The organism is Corallococcus sp. AB045 (assembly GCF_003668895.1).
GTDB lineage: Bacteria > Myxococcota > Myxococcia > Myxococcales > Myxococcaceae > Corallococcus > Corallococcus coralloides.
The window spans coordinates 28,946-45,061 of record NZ_RAWN01000022.1 but is presented as its reverse complement, the minus strand read 5'-3'; the positions used below and the strand labels follow the sequence as shown (position 1 = coordinate 45,061).

Below are 16,116 nucleotides of genomic sequence, written 5' to 3'. Positions count from 1 at the left end.
ATCTCCGTGGGCCGGTGGAGGAGGAGGAATCAGGTCTCGGCGGGCTCGGTCAGCGTGGTGTCTCGCTGGAAGCCTTCGTGCTCGATCTTGACCATGGTGATGGCGACCGCGTTGGCGTTCGCATCCATCTCCGGCGTGGCCTGGTACTCGCTCACCCACGCGCGGCGGATCTTGAAGCGGAGGACCGGGGTGCTCTGGAGGTTGAGCACCTCGATGGCGATGTCCTTGCGGTACTTCGCGAGCGACATGGCCGCGGCGCCGTCCAGGTTGTTCACCAGGTTGGCCCACTCCTCGAACGTGGTGTCGTGGGTCAGCCCTGCTTCCAGGGTGATGGGCTCGAACTTCGTGCGCCCCGGCATCTTCCGGACGATCGACGGGTCTCCGGCCTCACGCCATTCGACGGCCTCCGTCGACTTCTTGAGCGCGCTCATCTTCGAGAGCCCGGCGACCGGGCGCCCGTCGATGAGGACGCGGAACTTGAAGTTCTTGTACGGGTCGCTCCGGTGGCTGTTGACAGAAAAGAGTGCCATGGCCGTATGCCCTCGCTACGCCTTCTGATTGACGATCTGGCTGAGCCGGACGACGACGAACTCGGCTGGACGGAGCGGCGCGAAACCGACGGACACGTTGACGATGCCCGCGATCTGATCCGCCTCCGGCGTCGTCTCCGCGTCACACTTGACGAAGAACGCCTCGCGGGTGGTGCGGCCCGCGAACGCGCCCTGGCGGAAGAGCTGCTCCATGAACCCGCCGATGGTGAGCCGCAGCTGCGCCCAGAGCGGCTCATCGTTCGGCTCGAACACCGCCCACTGGATGCCGTTGTAGATGCTCGTGCGCAGGAAGATGGCCGTGCGCCGGACGGGCACGTAGCGCCACTCCGACCCGGGCTGCATCGTGCGCGCGCCCCACACGACGTTGCCTCCGCCGGGCTGGGCGCGGAGCCCGTTGATGCCCAGCGGGTTGAGGGCGTCCTGGTGGGCGTCGAGCAGGTTGTAGTCCAGGCGCCGGGAGTTGAGCACCGTCGCCTCCAGGCCCGCGGGGGCCTTCCACACGCCGCGGCGCTGGTCGGTGCGGGAGAAGATGCCCGCGACGAAGCTGCTCGGCCCGATGACGAGGGTTGGGTCCCGGCCGACGCCCGCCGGATCGCTGATCTCGATCCAGGGGAAGTACACGCCGCCGAAGTTCGTCGTCGTGAGCACGGCGTTGCGGATGTACGCGACCGTGGCGGACGCCGCCTCCGTGGCCGTCTTGTTGGCGGACCGGGGCATGTCCGCGATGCAGAAGAGGTCCTGCCGGGGGCGGCCCGTCACGTAGTCGAGCGCGGCCTGGGTCCGCGTCACCACGTCGTTGTCCGCCTCACCCAACTGGGCGGGGACGACGAGCAGGCTCGCGTCCGTGACCTCATCGAGCGCTGAGAGCAGCCCGGGGAGGCTGCCGTTCGGGAAGTCCGCGTTGCCCTGGGTGCCGCCCGTCAGCAGGTGGCTGGCGGCGGACGCGACGATGGCGGTGTCGAGCGGGCTCGCGCCCGCGACATCCGCGGGACCGGCCGGCTTCACGACGGGGCCGTCCTGCCAGCGGATGTAGGAACTGCGCAGGAGGACGTCCTTCGCGTAGTTCTCATCCGTGGGGGTGGCGGAGAGCCGGTCCCAGCGCTCGACGATGACGCCGTCGGAGGTGCCAGGGAAGGTGTAGACCACGAAGAGGCGGAACCGGGAGGCGTCACCGTCGCTGGAGTCGCCGAGCACCACCGCCAGGTTGGACGACCACGCGCCGGGCGAAGAGGCCACGACGCCCAGGCTGGCCCGGGCCCCCGTCTTGGCCGGGGAGACGGTGGTGTTCGTGATGGCCCGCAGGACGTACGCCGACGTGCCGCCATTGCGGAAGAAGGCGTCGATCGCGTACCGCAGGACCACGGAACTCGCCGCGGGCGCGACACCGGCGTGGCGCTTGAAGCCGCCAAACTGCCGCTCGTAATCCGCGACGCCCTTGATGCGCGTGGGCGTGAGCGGGCCGCGCTCGGTGTCACCGACGAAGATGGCCGTCGAGGTCCCCGCCGCCTCGATCGCTCGTGCGCCGCTGGGAACCTCTTCAACGTATACACCTGGATGCAGACGTGCAGGCATGGTGGGCCTCGTTGTTGAAGACGGTCAGTTCCCGAGGACGACGTATTCGATCGTCCCGGGGTTGGTGGGGGTGTCGGGGGTCGCGCTCACGCCGGTGAGGGACGCTCCCGACTTCACCGGGGACCAGTGCATCAGGACGCCCCCCGCCGCGAGCTTGTAGAGGACATTGGCGCCCACCTTGATGGCGATGTCCTTGTCGGTGTTGTTCTGGAGGACGAAGCCGAGGACCTCGCTCACGGTCCCGAAACCGATGTCCACCGCGGTCGTGGAGCCGGCGGCGACATCCACGGTTCCCGCCGAGGAGGCCGTATACGGAAAAGCCACACGGAACCCCTGGGTGAGCGAACCGCCTCCGCTGGGTGTGTAGGTCACGCTCGACGAGAACACCGCGTTCGCCATGGCCGCTCTCCTCCGACAAAAAGGGAGTCACGGCGGAGGCGCCCCCCTGGCGCGCTCGCATGGTGCCCCCCAACCCAATGGCATAATCAAAAACAAAACATCGCCATGTTTGTCCAGCCATTTAAACAATTATTTTCCGGAAACACCTGCACACACATGCAACACACGTGGAAAATACGTATGCGCTGTCGCGACACACGAGCACACACCCGCAGTGCGTCAAAAAAATGACGATATGCAACGAAGTTCCGGGGCGTGCGGATCACCCTCCCCTGGAAGGTTGTTCCCCTCTGTCTCAGGGACATTCCCTGGCAGGTCCTTGACCGGCGTTCAAAACTTACGGACTTCCGGTGTGGCTCCAATACATCCAAGACAAACACACACAATTTCAAAATCAGGGGACGCGCGAGTCCACGGGCCGAGACAGCAGGACATCCACGGCGGCACGTGGGTGCAACGGATTGTCTTCAAGCACCACCTCCGGCTGAAGCAGCACCGGCTCCCTTGCCCCCGAGGGACGGTCCAGCACGAACCGGGGATAGGACAACATCAGCCCCGTGCGGGGCAGGACCACGCTCTGCACGCCACCGGACTGGCGGACCCGCACCGCGTCCCCCACTCCCGCCACGGCACCTCAGCCGCGCCAGCGCCGCCCAGGCCTCGTCATGGGTCAGGAGATGGTCGAGCGTGCGCTCCATCTCCACCCGGGCGCGATCGAGCTCGCTCCGGTCGATGGAGTGCGCCAGGTCCGGATGATTGCGCTCGAGGGTCTCCATCACGAAGCGCAGGTCCGCCCGCACCGCCTCGGGCGAGAGCGTCTCCGGCGCGACGGAAGGAGCGGGGAGTGAGGCGCAGGAAGCGAGGACGGCGGCGGTGAGTGCGAGCGCGCCACGGCGCACGGTGTGAAACACGGACGAAGCGAACATGAGGACTCCGAGTCTGGACCGCTCGCAACAAGGGCTGGCTGAGCACCAGGGACGTCGAAGAGGTCAACAGACTCATCGAGCGCCTCTGCGAGCTCACCAGTCAGTCGCGGGCGCCCGGCCGAGAGCATTTGATGAGCCTCGCCTTCGTGCTCGCGCCCATCCGCCCTCGCGCGAAGCGGCGGGCGCCGCCCGGGAGCCGCTGAGGCCCAGCGGCTTCCTGCCTCGGGTTTTCCGGCCATTCCCATGGGGAGGACGGCGGTGACAGCCCCTGCGGGTGATGGCTCTCCTGTACAGTGTGGTACGAAAGATCCAGTTCTGGAACCGGAGGCTGCGTTGACGTTGTTTCGAGTGTGTCTGACTTCGCTGTTGGTGTTGGCCGTCGCGTGCGGTGGTGATTCGAATTCTCCTGAGGCGCCCGACGCCGGGCAGTCCCGGCCGGACGCGGGCGTCGGAGTTCCGGATTCCGGTTCCGAGCCGACCGACGCCGGCTCCGAGCCGTCCGACGCGGGCTCGGAAACTCCTGACTCGGGCACCGAGACGCCCGACTCCGGCACCGAGACGCCGGACGCGGGCTCGGAGACTCCGGACGCCGGCACTGAAACGCCGGACTCGGGCACCGAGACGCCGGACGCCGGCACCGAGCCGACCGACGCGGGCTCGGAGACGCCGGACGCGGGCGGGCCCCCCGACGCGAACGTCATCGACAACGGCGGCTTCGAGGAGTGGCCCGGGGCGCTTCCGGCGCTGTGGTCCGGGAGCACGACGAACATCGAAGACGTGGTGCAGAAGGTCACGTCGCAGGCCTTCGAGGGCGTGAACGCGGCACGGCTGATCAACACCTCGTCCACGCACCGCCGCTTCAGCACCGCGGCGAAGTCCATGCCCGCGGGCCGCTACTCCTGCACCTACCAGGCGCGGGGGACCGGTGACGTCCGCAACGGCTTCTTCGGCACCGACTTCTCCAGCTACTCGTCCTACACCTCCGTCGACACCCGGACGTGGACCCAGGTGAGCTACAACTTCAACCTGGCCAACTCCGTCTTCGACACCTTCGAGCTCATCTTCAGCGTCCGGAACACCCGCGGCGATCACCTGCTCATCGACAACGTTCGCTGTGTGCGGGCCCCCGAGCCGTGCGACTCGGTCAGCTGCGAGGCCTGGGCGCGTTGCGACAACGCCACCGCGACCTGCCAGCCGCTCTCTGGCCGCTGCGACGACTCCATGGACTGCAGCGAGTGGCAGGCCTGCGATGCGACCCACACCTGCGTGACCGCCGAGGACCGCTGCGTCCGCCACGCGGATTGCGCGGGGACGCCGGAGACGCCCGTCTGCGACACCGCCTCGCACCTCTGCATCGAGGGCGACCCTTGCGCGGGCGTCACGTGCAGCAACCCGGCGACGAGCTGCAATCCCACCACGGGCGTGTGCGAGCTGGCCGAAGGCGCCTGCTTCACGACGTATGACTGCCGCGGCGCCCTGCCCGCCTGCGACCCGGCCACCCGCCGCTGCGTCGCGGCCGAGCACTCCGCGAACATCATCCGCAACGGAGGCTTCGAGAACTGGAGCACCCGCGCCATCCCCTACTACGGGAACAACTACGTCCCGGACTACTGGTACGGCCAGGACAACGGCATCGCGGACCCGGGCACGGAGATCAAGCCCTCGCGGCTCGCGCGCTACACGAGCGCGGTGCACGGCGGCTCGGCGGCGCTGCAGTTCGTGGTGCCCATCCAGATCGCCGAGCGCTTCACGACCGAGAAGTTCAACGTGCCGACGGGCAACTACTCCTGCTCGTACCGCGTGCGTGGCCACGGCAGCATCCGTCACCGCAGCTATTCGAGCGGCGGCTGGAGCCCGCAGACGGACTTCATCACGGTGGACAGCGACGAGTGGCAGCCGGTGTTCTTCCGCTTCACCGGCAACGTGCGCGACTGGCGCCTGTTCTTCTATCCGAGCCGCAGCGTCGCCGACCGCGACCACCTCCAGGTCGACGACGTCGTCTGCACGAAGGACTAGGACGCGTCGCTGAAATGAAGGGAGCGATGGGGCGTGAAGCCTCATCGCTCCCCTTCCTACTCCCAGTCCATCTGGGTGTAGCGGCGCTTGCGCCACTCAAAGGGAGGAATCAGGAGACGCTCGTTGACGTCGCCGTTCCATTCGGTGCGCACACCATGTCGAGCGAGCGTCTCGCGGACCTCGCGGGCGATGGCGAGGCTTGCGGCCTCCTGTTTGGCCTCGTCGTTTTCATAGGCACCAAAGGCCAGCAGCAACCCCTCTCCCCTGACGCCGCTCTCCAGGTCCTGGCCATGAAAGAAGACCGCGCCACGCGGCACAGGCCGCCGACGCGAGGCGAGCCCGTTCACATCGGACCAGCCGTCGGACATCGTGTGGCCCACGCCCTGTGACGTGACAATGCCCTTCGCATCCAGCTCTTCGAAGGCCCTGTCGATGAAGTCGTTCAGGCTCGGCTCCGTCCATGCCGCCTCAATGCCTTGCTGCTCGCGGAACAGCTGGCGAGCATAGGCCCCCAGCTCCTCCGCGAGCGCCGCATGGGTGGTCCCAAGCATCATCTCGACGCGGTCATCCAGGCCCGCCAGGATCGAGGCCTCGTCCTCGCAGCCCCCTCTCACAGACACTTCCACGTCGTTGAACAGGTGCTGGCGCTCCTCGTCCGTCTCGCTCATGCGCGGGCAGCCTACAACAGGCCTTCCGGACCGCCGCGCCTCGCTTCCGGTCAAGCCTCAGCTCACGTGGAATGGCACCATCCGCTCGAACTCTCGGCTGGGGACTCCGATGATGGAGTACGCCGGAGACTGGATGGGGGGCATGGTGCGCAGGATGCGGCGGTGGAAGGTCGGGTAGGTGGCCTTGAACTTCCCCCCGTTCCACACGCGCAGCAGGTTGGCCGTGAAGAGGCCGTTGTGGACGCCGTCGCTGGAGAGCTGGTTGTCCTGGCAGCCGGAGATGAGCAGCACCGTGGCCTTGAGCGTCAGCCTTGGATCCTCCTTGGGCAACCCCTTCAGGATGGCGTCGTACATCGCCTTGTTGTCGCGGTACGTGCGCTGCTCGATGCCCAGGGGCATCTCCTTGAAACGACGCTCCGTGGGCTCCGTGCTCCGCATCGAATCCGCCAGCAACTGCAGGCTGCCGCTGGCGCGCAGGGCCGCATAGGCCACGCTGCTCACCGAGCCGCTGTGGCAGCTGTCGGAGAGCATGAAGACCCGCACGCCCGCCTTGAGCTTCCCCATCGCCTGGTAGATCTCGTCGTCGACGAGCTCCCCGTCATACAGACACCACGTCTCATCCAGGCCGTCGTCCTCATCCCCGTTCATGTCAGGGAGCTGGCCGCCGTGCCCCGAGTAGGTGAACAGCAACAGGTCCCCCGCCTGGAGCACCGACGCCGCCTCGCCCAGCTCCGCGAGCACCTTCGCGCGCGTGGCGTCCTTCGTGAGGAAGGGGCGGACGCGGCTGAACTCCTGCGCCTTCGCGATGCTGATCATGTCCTCGGCGTCCGCTTCGCACGCCTGCAGCTGGCCGTCCCAGCCCGCGTAGTGCTTCGGATCCACCGCGTTCAAACCGATGTTGATGGAATATCCCTGCGCCATGACTGTCGTTGCCTCCTTCACTCACGGTGGAGACGGGCGGACGGGATGGCAGGGAGGAGGCGGCGCGCGCCGTGTCCTTCCGGCCCTTTCCCGACCAGGAGCCCGGGGCTCGCTCCCTCCGCTCCCGTGTGACACGACAGGTTACGCAGGGCCCCTGGCTGTGACCTGACACGCCACGCGGACGGGCCTCGCGGTGCCCTGCGCAGAGGAGGGACCTCCGGGTCGAAGGGTGGCTCGGTGGGTGCAAGCGCGACCCGCGCCGGGCTCTACCGGGACCGGCACGCAGTCATCCCCCACCAACGAGAGGTTTCTCCATGATGATGAAGCTGACGGGCCGCCTGCTGACGGCCGCGCTCCTGAGTGTCACGGCCGCGGGCTGCCAGGGTGAAGAGCCCACCACGAGCACGGGGGACTCGCTCGCCACGCAGGAAGCGAAGGCCGAGCGGACCTGTATCGAGGGCTTCGAGGGCATCAAGAACTGCGCGACGGGCCGCGCGACGCTCACGAACACCGGCAAGAGCATCGCCGTGTCCAACCTGACCAACGTGAAGACGGACGGCTTCTCCAGCGAGTTCCCTCGCGCCGTCGACTGGGTGCTGAAGACGGAGCTGGGTGGCGTGGGCGCCGCGGGCCAGGGCTTCACGCTCGCCGCGCGTGACGGCGACCAGGTGGTCAGCACCATCAGCGTCCAGCCGGGCAAGGACCGCGATCAGGTGACCCTGCGGCCCTCGTTCACGGGCCGGTCGGGCGGTTCGCCCTTCACCGTCAACCTGTGGCGCGGCAACATGCTGCTGAACTCGCACTACTTCGAGCCCGATTACGGCGTCGGCTCGGTGTGGTACCAGATCCACATCGGGCTCACGCGGTACGACTTCGGCTTCAAGAACCACGGCATGGGGAGCAGCATGTACGGCCGCGTCGCCCCGGGCGCCTGCAGCTGGACCTTCCGCGGCACCGGTGATGCCTTCACGCTGGATGTGGATGGCAAGCGCATCAGCGGCGACTTCCTGGAGATCGTCGAGGACATCGGCGACGGCCACTATCCGTACACCGGCTTCTCCTCCATCGACGTGAAGGCCGCCGCCAGCACCTTCAACATCCTGGGCGAGTCCACCGTCGCCGCGAAGTAACCAGCACCAGGCCCCTTTCCCACGCATGCGGGAAAGGGGCCCCATATCTCCTTGAACCCCGACGACCTTGGAGGGGGTGGGACCCGGGCACTCGCCCCTATAGTCCCCCTCATGAAGGACGCCTCCGCCCCGCTCCGCTCCATCGTCGCCCTGCCCCTGACGCCGGAGGGCTTCGCTCCCTTTGGCGACGTCGTGTCCGCCGGGCTCAAGAGCGGCGCTTCGGCGAACCAGGGCACCGCGGTGCGCTTCGACTGGTCGGCGCGGCTGGAGAACGGCCGGCCGGGTGCGAAGCCCAACCTCGCGGTGTTCCGCTCCGTGCCGCAGCCGCTTCCCTTCACCGTGAAGCTGCTCGAACACCATCCCCAGTCCAGCCAGGCGTTCCTGCCCATGCGCTGCTCGCGCTTCCTGGTCTGCGTCGCGCCGACCGCGCCTTCGGGCGGGCCCGACCTGGACGGGCTCGTGGCGTTCGTCTGCGGCCCCGGCCAGGGCGTGAACTACCACCGGGGCGTGTGGCACCACCCCATCATCGCGCTCGATGAACCGGCCGAGTTCGCGATGCTGGCATGGGAGGACGGGGGCGCGGAGGACTGCGTCGTGCGGCAGTTCTCCACACCTGTCTCCGTCATCGTCGGGGACTGAGCGGACCCCTACCCTTCCGTCTTCGGCTGACGCGCGAGCCACGCGCGCCACTCCTCGGCCGTTTCGTACTTCTCACCGGAGAGCTGCTTCAGCACCAGGACCGCGGGGTCGCGGTTGATGGGCAACGTGAGCGCGGACATCCGCACCAGGTGTTCTCCCAGTTGGCGGAGCAGCCCGGCACGCTGCGCCTTCAGCGCCTCGGGTGAAAGGTCGTCCAGCAGGTAGTTGAGGAGGTGCGTCGCCTTGTTGCGGTCGGTTGCCTTCGGCATCGTCACCGCGTCCGCCACCCTGGCCACGTCCAGCAGGGGCTTCGTCGCGGCTTCCTGCGTGGACGCCAGCACGCGCAGCACGCTGTTGCGCACGCCGGACTCCGGATCCCGGATGGAGGGCTGCAGCCGTTGCGCTGTCTCCTCGAGGGTAGGGGCGTAGGCAAGCAGGTAGGCCGCCGCGACCCGCTTCTCCGGGTCCGCATCCTCGCGCAGGACAGCGGTCAACGCGTCCAGCTGCCCCGGCACCTTCGCGAGGAACTCCGGCTCGAAGGACGCGAGGTCTGGATGGCCGAACCCACCGATGCAATTCGCGACCTTGCAGCTGGTGTCTTCAGACATCTTCCCCTGCATCTGGAGTTTCTGCAGGCGCTCCACATAATCGTTCCACCGGGCAAGCAGTCCTTCCGGATCCGTGGCGTGCCCCTTGGGCTCGGGGAGGAAGCGCAGCCGGGCCGCGTCCTCGGCGTCCACCATGTCCACCACTACGAAGGCGGAACCCTTGCGCTCGTCCGCGAAGTAGATGGACATGCTCACCTGGGCGTAGGCGAGGCCGTACTGCTCACGCAGCGCCGCCTCCTTCTGCCTGAAGATCGCGCCGCTGCCCACGATGGGCTTGCCCACCTCCAGCCCCATCAGCCGCTGGACCGCCTCCTGGTCCACCTTGCGCGAACCAAAGGCATCCACGCCCATGAGCGTCATCGTCATGAAGGGCGCCTCGGGTGCCTTCGCCAGGTTGGCGCGGGCCTCCGCCACGATGCCGCTCCACGCGGGCAGCGCGTGCAGCGCCGCCAGCTCCGGGTTGTATTCGAGGTGATCCGCGTCGTAGTAGCCGCCCTGGACCGCGCGCTTCAGCACGTCCACGGCCGCGTCCGCGTGGCCCGCGAGCGAGGCACACCCCGCCGCCCGATAGAGGAACTCCGCGCGGTCCGGCCCCTCCGCGTTCGCATCACCGGCAGCCTGGAACCGCTCCGCGCACCGCTCGAAATCCAGCGCCTTGTACGCCTGATCCGCTTCCTCCGAGAGCTGCTGGGCCCGCGCGGCCGGGTCCGCCGGCTTCGGAGCATGTGCACAGCCCGCACCCAACGCGACCACGCCCAGGGCCATCATGAATCGCATCTGGACCAACCTTTCGAGAAAGCGCGTATCTCATGCAAGCTGTGAGCAGGTTTCAAGGAGCTCAAACCATGGCCAACGCAATCTCGAAGACCGCGTACTACACCCTGGCCTGCCGGGCGGAGGACGCGCGCAAGCCACGGCCGCTGTGCAATGACACCTTCGCCTCCCGCTTCATGGATGACGAGGCGCGGCAGATCTGGTCCCGCTTCCAGTCGTTCGACCGGCCCAACGCGAGCAACGCCGCGCGGCATCAAATCATCGACGCGCTGGTGCAGGAGGAGCTGGACCGCGCTCCCGACGCGCGAGTGGTGGTGCTGGGCACGGGCTTCGACACGCGGGCCTACCGGCTTCGCGGCGGCCGGTGGCTGGAGGTGGACGAGCCCGCCATCCTCACGCTCAAGGACGCGAAGCTGCCGGTGACGGAGGCGAAGAATCCGCTCGAGCGGCTCTCCATCGACTTCGCGACGGAGTCACTCGCCCGGAAGCTGGAGCGATACCAAGACTCGCGGCGCACGCACGTCATCATCGAGGGCGTGCTCATGTACCTGTCGCACGCGCAGCGCCGGGACATGCTCACGGTGCTCCAGCAGGTGTTCCCCCACCACGCCGTGTACTGCGACCTGATGCGCGAAAGCTTCCAGCGCGAATACAGCGCCGACCTGCACGCAGTGCTCGCCAGCATGGGCGCGTCCTTCCAGGACATGACGGACACGCCGGAGGCGCTCTTCCTGGAGGCGGGCTACACGGCCGCGTCCTCCACCTCCGTCCCCCTGCGCGCCCTGGAACTGGCCGGGAAGCGCGTCCCGGCGTTCATCGTCCGGAGGTTCATGCAGCCGGTTCGCGACGGCTACCGCATCTGGAAGTTCGAGCGGCGCTGACGCCTCACTTCGACTTCGGCGCGGAGGAGGACTGCCCCAGCGCCACGCTCCCCAGGATGAGGGTGCCAGCCACCAGCATGGTGGGCGTCAGCGGCTCGCCCAGCAGCAGCCAGGCCCAGGTCAGCGCGAACAGCGGCACCAGGTAGGTGACGACGGCGGCGCGCGGCGCGCCGATGCGCTGGATGAGGCGGTAGAACACCGCGTACCCCAGGCCGGTGCAGATGATGCCCAGGGCTGCTCCCGCCAACCAGGGGCGCAGGCCGATGGACTCCGTGGGCCACGTGGCCACCGCGAAGGGCAGCAGCAGCACCGCGCCGCAGGCCAGCGTGGCGGAGGCGACCGCGGCGGCCGGCAGTCCGGCGAAGTGGCGGCGCACCAGGTTCCCGCCGATGCCGTAGAGGAACGCGCCCGTGGTCCCCGCCGCAACGGCCCAGGCGACGCTCGCACCCGCTGACTTGCCGCTGGCCAGGACCACCACCCCGGCGAAGCCCGTGAGCAGCGCCAGCGCGCGCCGGGCCCCGATGCGCTCGCCGTAGAAGACGAAGGCGACCAGGGCGGTGAAGAGCACCGCCATGCTGTTGGTGATGGCCCCGACGCCCGCGGGGGCCTGCCGCGCGGCCCAGGCGAACAGCGAGAAGGGCACCGCCGCGTTGATGACGCCCACCAACGCCAGCCGGGGCCACAGCGCGGGAGGGATGGACGAGCGAGCACGCCAGAGGAAGGGCATCAGCACCGCCGCGCCCAGCACCAGGCGCAGCTCCACCAGGGGGATGGGACCGAAGGCCGGCGCCGCGATGCGCAGGAACAAGAAGGACGCGCCCCAGATGGCGGCCAGCCCGCCCAGCTCCAGGGGCGTGAGCCACGCCCTGTTGAAGGTAGGAGTCACGGCCTGGGGATGGGTGAGACCGGATGCGCTCATGGCGGCCCTCGTGCGAGGAAGGAATCTGATTCCTGTCTGGCCCTCTCTTCACGCCGGGGCCCTTTCTTCACAAGCGCATCCTTTCCGTGGCAGACATGAGCCAGATTTGAGGCTCGTCCCCATGCACCTGCGCACCGACCTGCTCCCCGCCCTGGCGGCCTTCGAGTCCGCCGCCCGCCACCAGAACTTCGCCCGCGCCGCGGAGGAGCTGCACCTGACCGCGAGCGCCGTCAGCCACCACGTGCGCAAGCTGGAGGACCGGCTGGGGGTCGCCCTGTTCCAGCGGCATGCCCGGGGCGTGGCCTTGACGGCCGAGGGGCGCCAGCTCGCGGACGCAGCCAGCAGCGCGCTGTCGGACATGGACCACGTGCTCGGGGGCCTCAAACACTCCCGGGACGAGGACGCCGTGGTGCGGGTCACCACCGTGCACTCGCTGACGTACGCGTGGCTCTTGCCGCGCATGCCGGACTTCACCACGCGGCATCCGCGCGTCCGGATCCACGTGGACACGGAGATGGCGCTCACCCGCTTCGACGAGGGCGGGCCGGACCTGGGCATCCGCTATGGCCAGGGGCCCTGGCCCGGCCTCAGCGCGCAGCCGCTCATGGACGACGCCCTGTTCCCCGTGGCCTCCGCGCGGCTCGCGGGCATCGAGCACGTGCGCGACGCGGCGGACGTGGCGAAGCTCCCGCTCATCGCGGACCTGTCCCGCCAGGGCTGGCAGGACTGGTTTCGCTCGGCGGGCGTGCGCGGGGCCCGGTTCGAGGAGCGCTACAGCTTCAGCGACACCACCGGCGCGCTGATGGCCGCGGTGCAGGGCCTGGGCGCGGCGCTGGCGCGAGAGAAGATCGCCACGCCCTACTTCGCGGACGGCCGTCTCATCCGGCTGCCCGGGCCCATCGTGCCCACCCGCGCCAGCTACTTCGTGGTGTACCCCGCGCACCGGCGGCTGCGTCCCGCCGCGCGCCTCTTCGTGGACTGGCTGCTGGCGCAGCGCGACAGCGCGACGGTACCGCCACCGCCCGCGACGCAAAGCGTTGCACCGTCACGCCGGAAAGTTTCCCAACAACACGCATCACCCCAGGGTGATGACAAACCCTCCCAATGACATGCATTGACTTGTCTGGGAAACAGGCTCACGGTGTCCGCGCCGTTCCCTCACGAGGAGCACGCATGCGCACGTTGGTGAAGTCCTTGTTGACTGCCTCCGCTGTGTTGTCGTTGGTCCCCACGGCTGCCTTTGCCCTGCCGTTCCAGTGCAGCTACATCGGTTGTCGCAACGTCCTGTGCGAGGAGGCGTGCTACATCGGGCTCACGGTCGAAACGACGTGTGGCGAGTACACCAACTACATGTCCTGCGGCGGCGTCCCGGATGTGTCCGTGTCCACGGCCTCCGTGACCGGGGACGAGGCCCGTCAGGCCGAAGACGCCTCGCAGGTGTGCAGCGAGGAGCATCCCGCCGCCGAGCAGTCCCTCACCGCCGACAGCTGAGCCGCGGTCCGCTTTCTCGCGAGGCCCGGGCTTCATTGCCGGGCCTCGCTGTCGTTCCAGCCGTGACACGTACCGGCCGTGCGCTCCGACGGTGAGTCCCCCCTCTGCCCCCCGGCGGCCAGGCATCCCCCGCGCTTTCGCTTGTGCCCGCCAGCCCTGCCCCGTAGGTTGCGGGCAGTTATATGGGCTCCCATACAAATCGAACGCCGACGTCCCCGGACGTGTCCGGCGAGGTGCGCGCGGCCATGGACGGCGTGCGGCGGCTGGTGCGGCTGCTGCGGGTCTCCGCCCGCGCCTCCGAACGGCTGGTCGGTATCAGCGGCGCCCAGCTCTTCATCCTCCAGGAGCTGGCGGAGAGCGGGCCCTGCTCCATCAACACGCTCGCGGAGCGCACGCTCACGCACCAGAGCAGCGTGTCCGTCGTCGTCACCAAGCTGATTGAACAGGGGCTGGTGAGCCGCCGCCGCTCCGACGAGGACGGCCGCCGCGTGGAGGTGGCGCTGGAGCCCAAGGGCCGCGCGCTCATACGCAAGGCGCCGCCCATGGCCCAGGCCCGGCTCATCTCCGGGCTGCGCGGGCTGAAGCCCGACGTGCGCGCGGGACTGGTCCAGGGGCTGGACGCCTGGGTGCGCGCCCTGGGGCTCGACGGGGACGTGGCCCCGCTCTTCTTCGAGGAAGAAACCTCGCGCCCTTCGCGGCGCAGCAAGACACAGGAGCACACCGATGAAGAAACCTGATGTGGAACGCATCGAAGAGGGCCTGGGCGAGGGGGCGGAGGCGCGCTCCGGCCTCCCCGTGGCCCCGTCGATGGGCCCCGCGCTCGCCAGCCTGCGCACCCCTCCCGTCTCCGTGGCGGTGGACTCCCGCACCGTGCTCATCAGCGGCCTGGCGGTGGTGCTCGCGGTCGTCGCGGGGCTGGTGGCGCAGGGGCTGGGCGCGCTCATCCACTTCGTCACGAACCTGGCCTTCTTCGGGCGGCTGTCCGCGCAGCCGGTGTCGCCCGGAGACAACACGCTGGGCGGCTGGGTGGTGCTGGTGCCCGTGGCGGGCGCCATCATCGTGGGGTTGATGGCGCGCTACGGCTCGCGGGCCATCCGGGGTCACGGCATCCCGGAGGCCATGGAGCAGGTGCTGTTCAACCAGAGCCGCATCCCGCCCCGCATGACGTTGCTCAAGCCGCTGTCGGCGGCGATCGCCATCGGCACCGGCGGCCCGTTCGGCGCGGAGGGCCCCATCATCGCCACGGGTGGCGCGCTGGGGTCGCTTTTGGGTCAGGGGCTCCACGTCACGGCGGACGAGCGCAAGGCCCTGCTCGCCGCGGGCGCCGCCGCGGGCATGGCCGCCACGTTCGGCGCGCCGGTGTCCGCCGTGCTCCTCGCCGTGGAGCTGCTGCTCTTCGAGTTCAAGCCCCGCTCCGTCATCCCCGTGGCCCTGGCCACCGCCACCGCCACCGGCGTGCGCATCGCCTTCATGGGCGGCGCGCCCGCGTTCGCCATCCCCGACCTGACGACTCCGTCCGGCGGGGCGCTCGCGTTCTACGGCGTGATGGGCCTCTTCATTGGAGTCGCCTCCGTGGCGTGCACGCGCGCGGTGTACTGGCTGGAGGACATGTTCGAGAAGCTGCCCATCCACTGGATGTGGTGGCCCGCGCTGGGCGCCATCGTCGTGGGCGTGGTGGGCTACTTCTCCCCGCGCACGCTGGGCGTGGGCTACACCAACATCGAGGACATCCTGTCCGGCCGCTTCGTGGGCACGGCGATGCTCCTCTTCTGCGCGCTCAAGTTCATCTCCTGGTCCGTCGCGCTGGGGAGCGGCACGTCTGGAGGAACGCTGGCGCCCATCTTCACGCTGGGCGGCGGCCTGGGCTCCGGCCTGGGGTTGCTGGCCACGCAGCTGTTCCCCAGCCTGGGCGTGGACGTGCGCGTCGCGGCGCTGGTGGGCATGGCCGCCCTCTTCGCGGGGGCGTCACGCGCGCTGCTCGCGTCGGTGGTGTTCGCCTTCGAGACCACCCGGCAGCCGCTGGGCCTGCTGCCGCTGCTCGCCGGCTGCGCGGCGTCCTACCTGGTGTCCGCGCTGCTCATGCGGCACTCCATCATGACGGAGAAGCTGGCCCGCCGCGGCGCCCGCATCCCCACGGAGCTGGGCGCGGACGCGCTGGGGACGGCGCTCGTGCGCGACCACGGCCTCAAGCTCGTGGTGACGCTGCAGGCGGACATGCTCCTGGAAGAGGTGCGCGCGTGGCTTGCGTCCGACGCCTCGGGCTCCAAACACCAGGGCTTCCCCGTCGTGTCCCGGGAAGGGACGCTCGTGGGTGTCGTCACGCGAAGGGATCTGCTGGACGGCCACGCGACCGAAGGCCGGCGGCTGCGGGACGTGGTGAAGCGGCCGCCCGCGGTCGTCTTCGAGGACAGCTCCCTGCGCGAGGCGGCGGACCTGATGATGGACGAGGGCGTGGGCCGCCTGCCCGTCGTCTCCCGCACGCAGCCACAACACGTCGTGGGCATCCTCACCCGCAGCGACCTGCTCGCGGGCCACCGGCAGCGGCTGGCGAACGAACGCACGCGGGAGCGAGGCCTGGGCCCCGCTCGTCCCCCGGCGCCCCGGCCCGCGTGAGCGCTCCG

At 69.1% G+C, this 16,116-nt stretch carries 16 protein-coding genes; 8 read left to right on the top strand and 8 right to left on the bottom strand.

Annotated features, from left to right (window positions below; all coding sequences use genetic code 11):
* Nucleotides 1-29: 29 nt before the first annotated feature.
* The 4 genes from D7Y21_RS07965 to D7Y21_RS07950 form a co-directional block, all read right to left on the bottom strand.
* On the bottom strand, nt 30-530 hold the full coding sequence (locus tag D7Y21_RS07965) for a phage tail protein (RefSeq protein WP_120564335.1): 501 nt from the start codon (nt 528-530) through the stop codon (nt 30-32).
* A gap of 15 nt (nt 531-545) precedes the next feature.
* On the bottom strand, nt 546-2,123 hold the full coding sequence (locus tag D7Y21_RS07960; protein ID WP_121712278.1) for a phage tail sheath subtilisin-like domain-containing protein: 1,578 nt from the start codon (nt 2,121-2,123) through the stop codon (nt 546-548).
* 24 nt (nt 2,124-2,147) lie between these two features.
* Nucleotides 2,148-2,522 carry a hypothetical protein gene (locus D7Y21_RS07955; RefSeq protein WP_120564333.1) on the bottom strand — a complete coding sequence of 125 codons (375 nt, stop codon included), beginning with the start codon at nt 2,520-2,522 and terminating at the stop codon, nt 2,148-2,150.
* 394 nt (nt 2,523-2,916) lie between these two features.
* A complete protein-coding gene (locus tag D7Y21_RS07950) occupies nt 2,917-3,150 on the bottom strand; it encodes a hypothetical protein (protein WP_121712276.1) in 234 nt (77 codons plus the stop codon).
* 631 nt (nt 3,151-3,781) lie between these two features.
* Here D7Y21_RS07950 and D7Y21_RS07940 point away from each other — a divergent pair.
* The gene (locus D7Y21_RS07940) at nt 3,782-5,464 is read left to right on the top strand and encodes an invertase recombinase-like protein (protein WP_121712272.1); all 1,683 of its coding nucleotides are present in this window, start codon (nt 3,782-3,784) and stop codon (nt 5,462-5,464) included.
* A gap of 56 nt (nt 5,465-5,520) precedes the next feature.
* On the opposite strand, the gene D7Y21_RS07935 is transcribed toward D7Y21_RS07940, so the two are convergent.
* Together D7Y21_RS07935 and D7Y21_RS07930 are read right to left on the bottom strand one after the other, a co-directional pair.
* Complete coding sequence (locus tag D7Y21_RS07935; protein WP_121712271.1) at nt 5,521-6,132, bottom strand: hypothetical protein; 612 nt, start codon at nt 6,130-6,132, stop codon at nt 5,521-5,523.
* Nucleotides 6,133-6,189: 57 nt separating this feature from the next.
* Nucleotides 6,190-7,053, bottom strand: a complete 864-nt coding sequence (locus tag D7Y21_RS07930; protein ID WP_121712269.1) for a caspase family protein — start codon at nt 7,051-7,053, stop codon at nt 6,190-6,192.
* 314 nt (nt 7,054-7,367) lie between these two features.
* Between D7Y21_RS07930 and D7Y21_RS07925 the strand changes: the two genes are divergently transcribed.
* On the top strand, nt 7,368-8,183 hold the full coding sequence (locus D7Y21_RS07925; RefSeq protein WP_120564328.1) for a hypothetical protein: 816 nt from the start codon (nt 7,368-7,370) through the stop codon (nt 8,181-8,183).
* 111 nt (nt 8,184-8,294) lie between these two features.
* Nucleotides 8,295-8,822, top strand: coding sequence for an ureidoglycolate lyase (locus D7Y21_RS07920; protein WP_121712267.1), 528 nt, complete (start codon nt 8,295-8,297; stop codon nt 8,820-8,822).
* A gap of 8 nt (nt 8,823-8,830) precedes the next feature.
* Here the strand turns inward: D7Y21_RS07920 and D7Y21_RS07915 are convergent, their stop codons facing one another.
* Entirely contained in the window at nt 8,831-10,207 is a 1,377-nt protein-coding gene (locus tag D7Y21_RS07915; RefSeq protein WP_121712265.1) for a hypothetical protein, read from the bottom strand.
* A 68-nt stretch (nt 10,208-10,275) separates the two neighbouring features.
* On the opposite strand from D7Y21_RS07915, the gene D7Y21_RS07910 reads away from it, so the two are divergent.
* Nucleotides 10,276-11,085, top strand: a complete 810-nt coding sequence (locus tag D7Y21_RS07910) for a class I SAM-dependent methyltransferase (RefSeq protein WP_158627252.1) — start codon at nt 10,276-10,278, stop codon at nt 11,083-11,085.
* A gap of 4 nt (nt 11,086-11,089) precedes the next feature.
* Here the strand turns inward: D7Y21_RS07910 and D7Y21_RS07905 are convergent, their stop codons facing one another.
* Nucleotides 11,090-12,004, bottom strand: a complete 915-nt coding sequence (locus D7Y21_RS07905; RefSeq protein ID WP_120564324.1) for a DMT family transporter — start codon at nt 12,002-12,004, stop codon at nt 11,090-11,092.
* Between the two features lie 121 nt (nt 12,005-12,125).
* Here D7Y21_RS07905 and D7Y21_RS07900 point away from each other — a divergent pair, with 121 nt between their 5' ends.
* From D7Y21_RS07900 to D7Y21_RS07885, 4 genes are all read left to right on the top strand, one after another.
* The gene (locus tag D7Y21_RS07900; RefSeq protein ID WP_120564323.1) at nt 12,126-13,112 is read left to right on the top strand and encodes a LysR substrate-binding domain-containing protein; all 987 of its coding nucleotides are present in this window, start codon (nt 12,126-12,128) and stop codon (nt 13,110-13,112) included.
* A 65-nt stretch (nt 13,113-13,177) separates the two neighbouring features.
* Complete coding sequence (locus D7Y21_RS07895; RefSeq protein ID WP_120564322.1) at nt 13,178-13,495, top strand: hypothetical protein; 318 nt, start codon at nt 13,178-13,180, stop codon at nt 13,493-13,495.
* A 182-nt stretch (nt 13,496-13,677) separates the two neighbouring features.
* The gene (locus tag D7Y21_RS07890; protein ID WP_121712261.1) at nt 13,678-14,232 is read left to right on the top strand and encodes a MarR family winged helix-turn-helix transcriptional regulator; all 555 of its coding nucleotides are present in this window, start codon (nt 13,678-13,680) and stop codon (nt 14,230-14,232) included.
* Nucleotides 14,219-16,108, top strand: a complete 1,890-nt coding sequence (locus tag D7Y21_RS07885; protein ID WP_120564320.1) for a chloride channel protein — start codon at nt 14,219-14,221, stop codon at nt 16,106-16,108. The genes D7Y21_RS07890 and D7Y21_RS07885 overlap by 14 nt, the downstream gene beginning before the upstream one ends.
* The last annotated feature ends 8 nt before the right edge of the window (nt 16,109-16,116 follow it).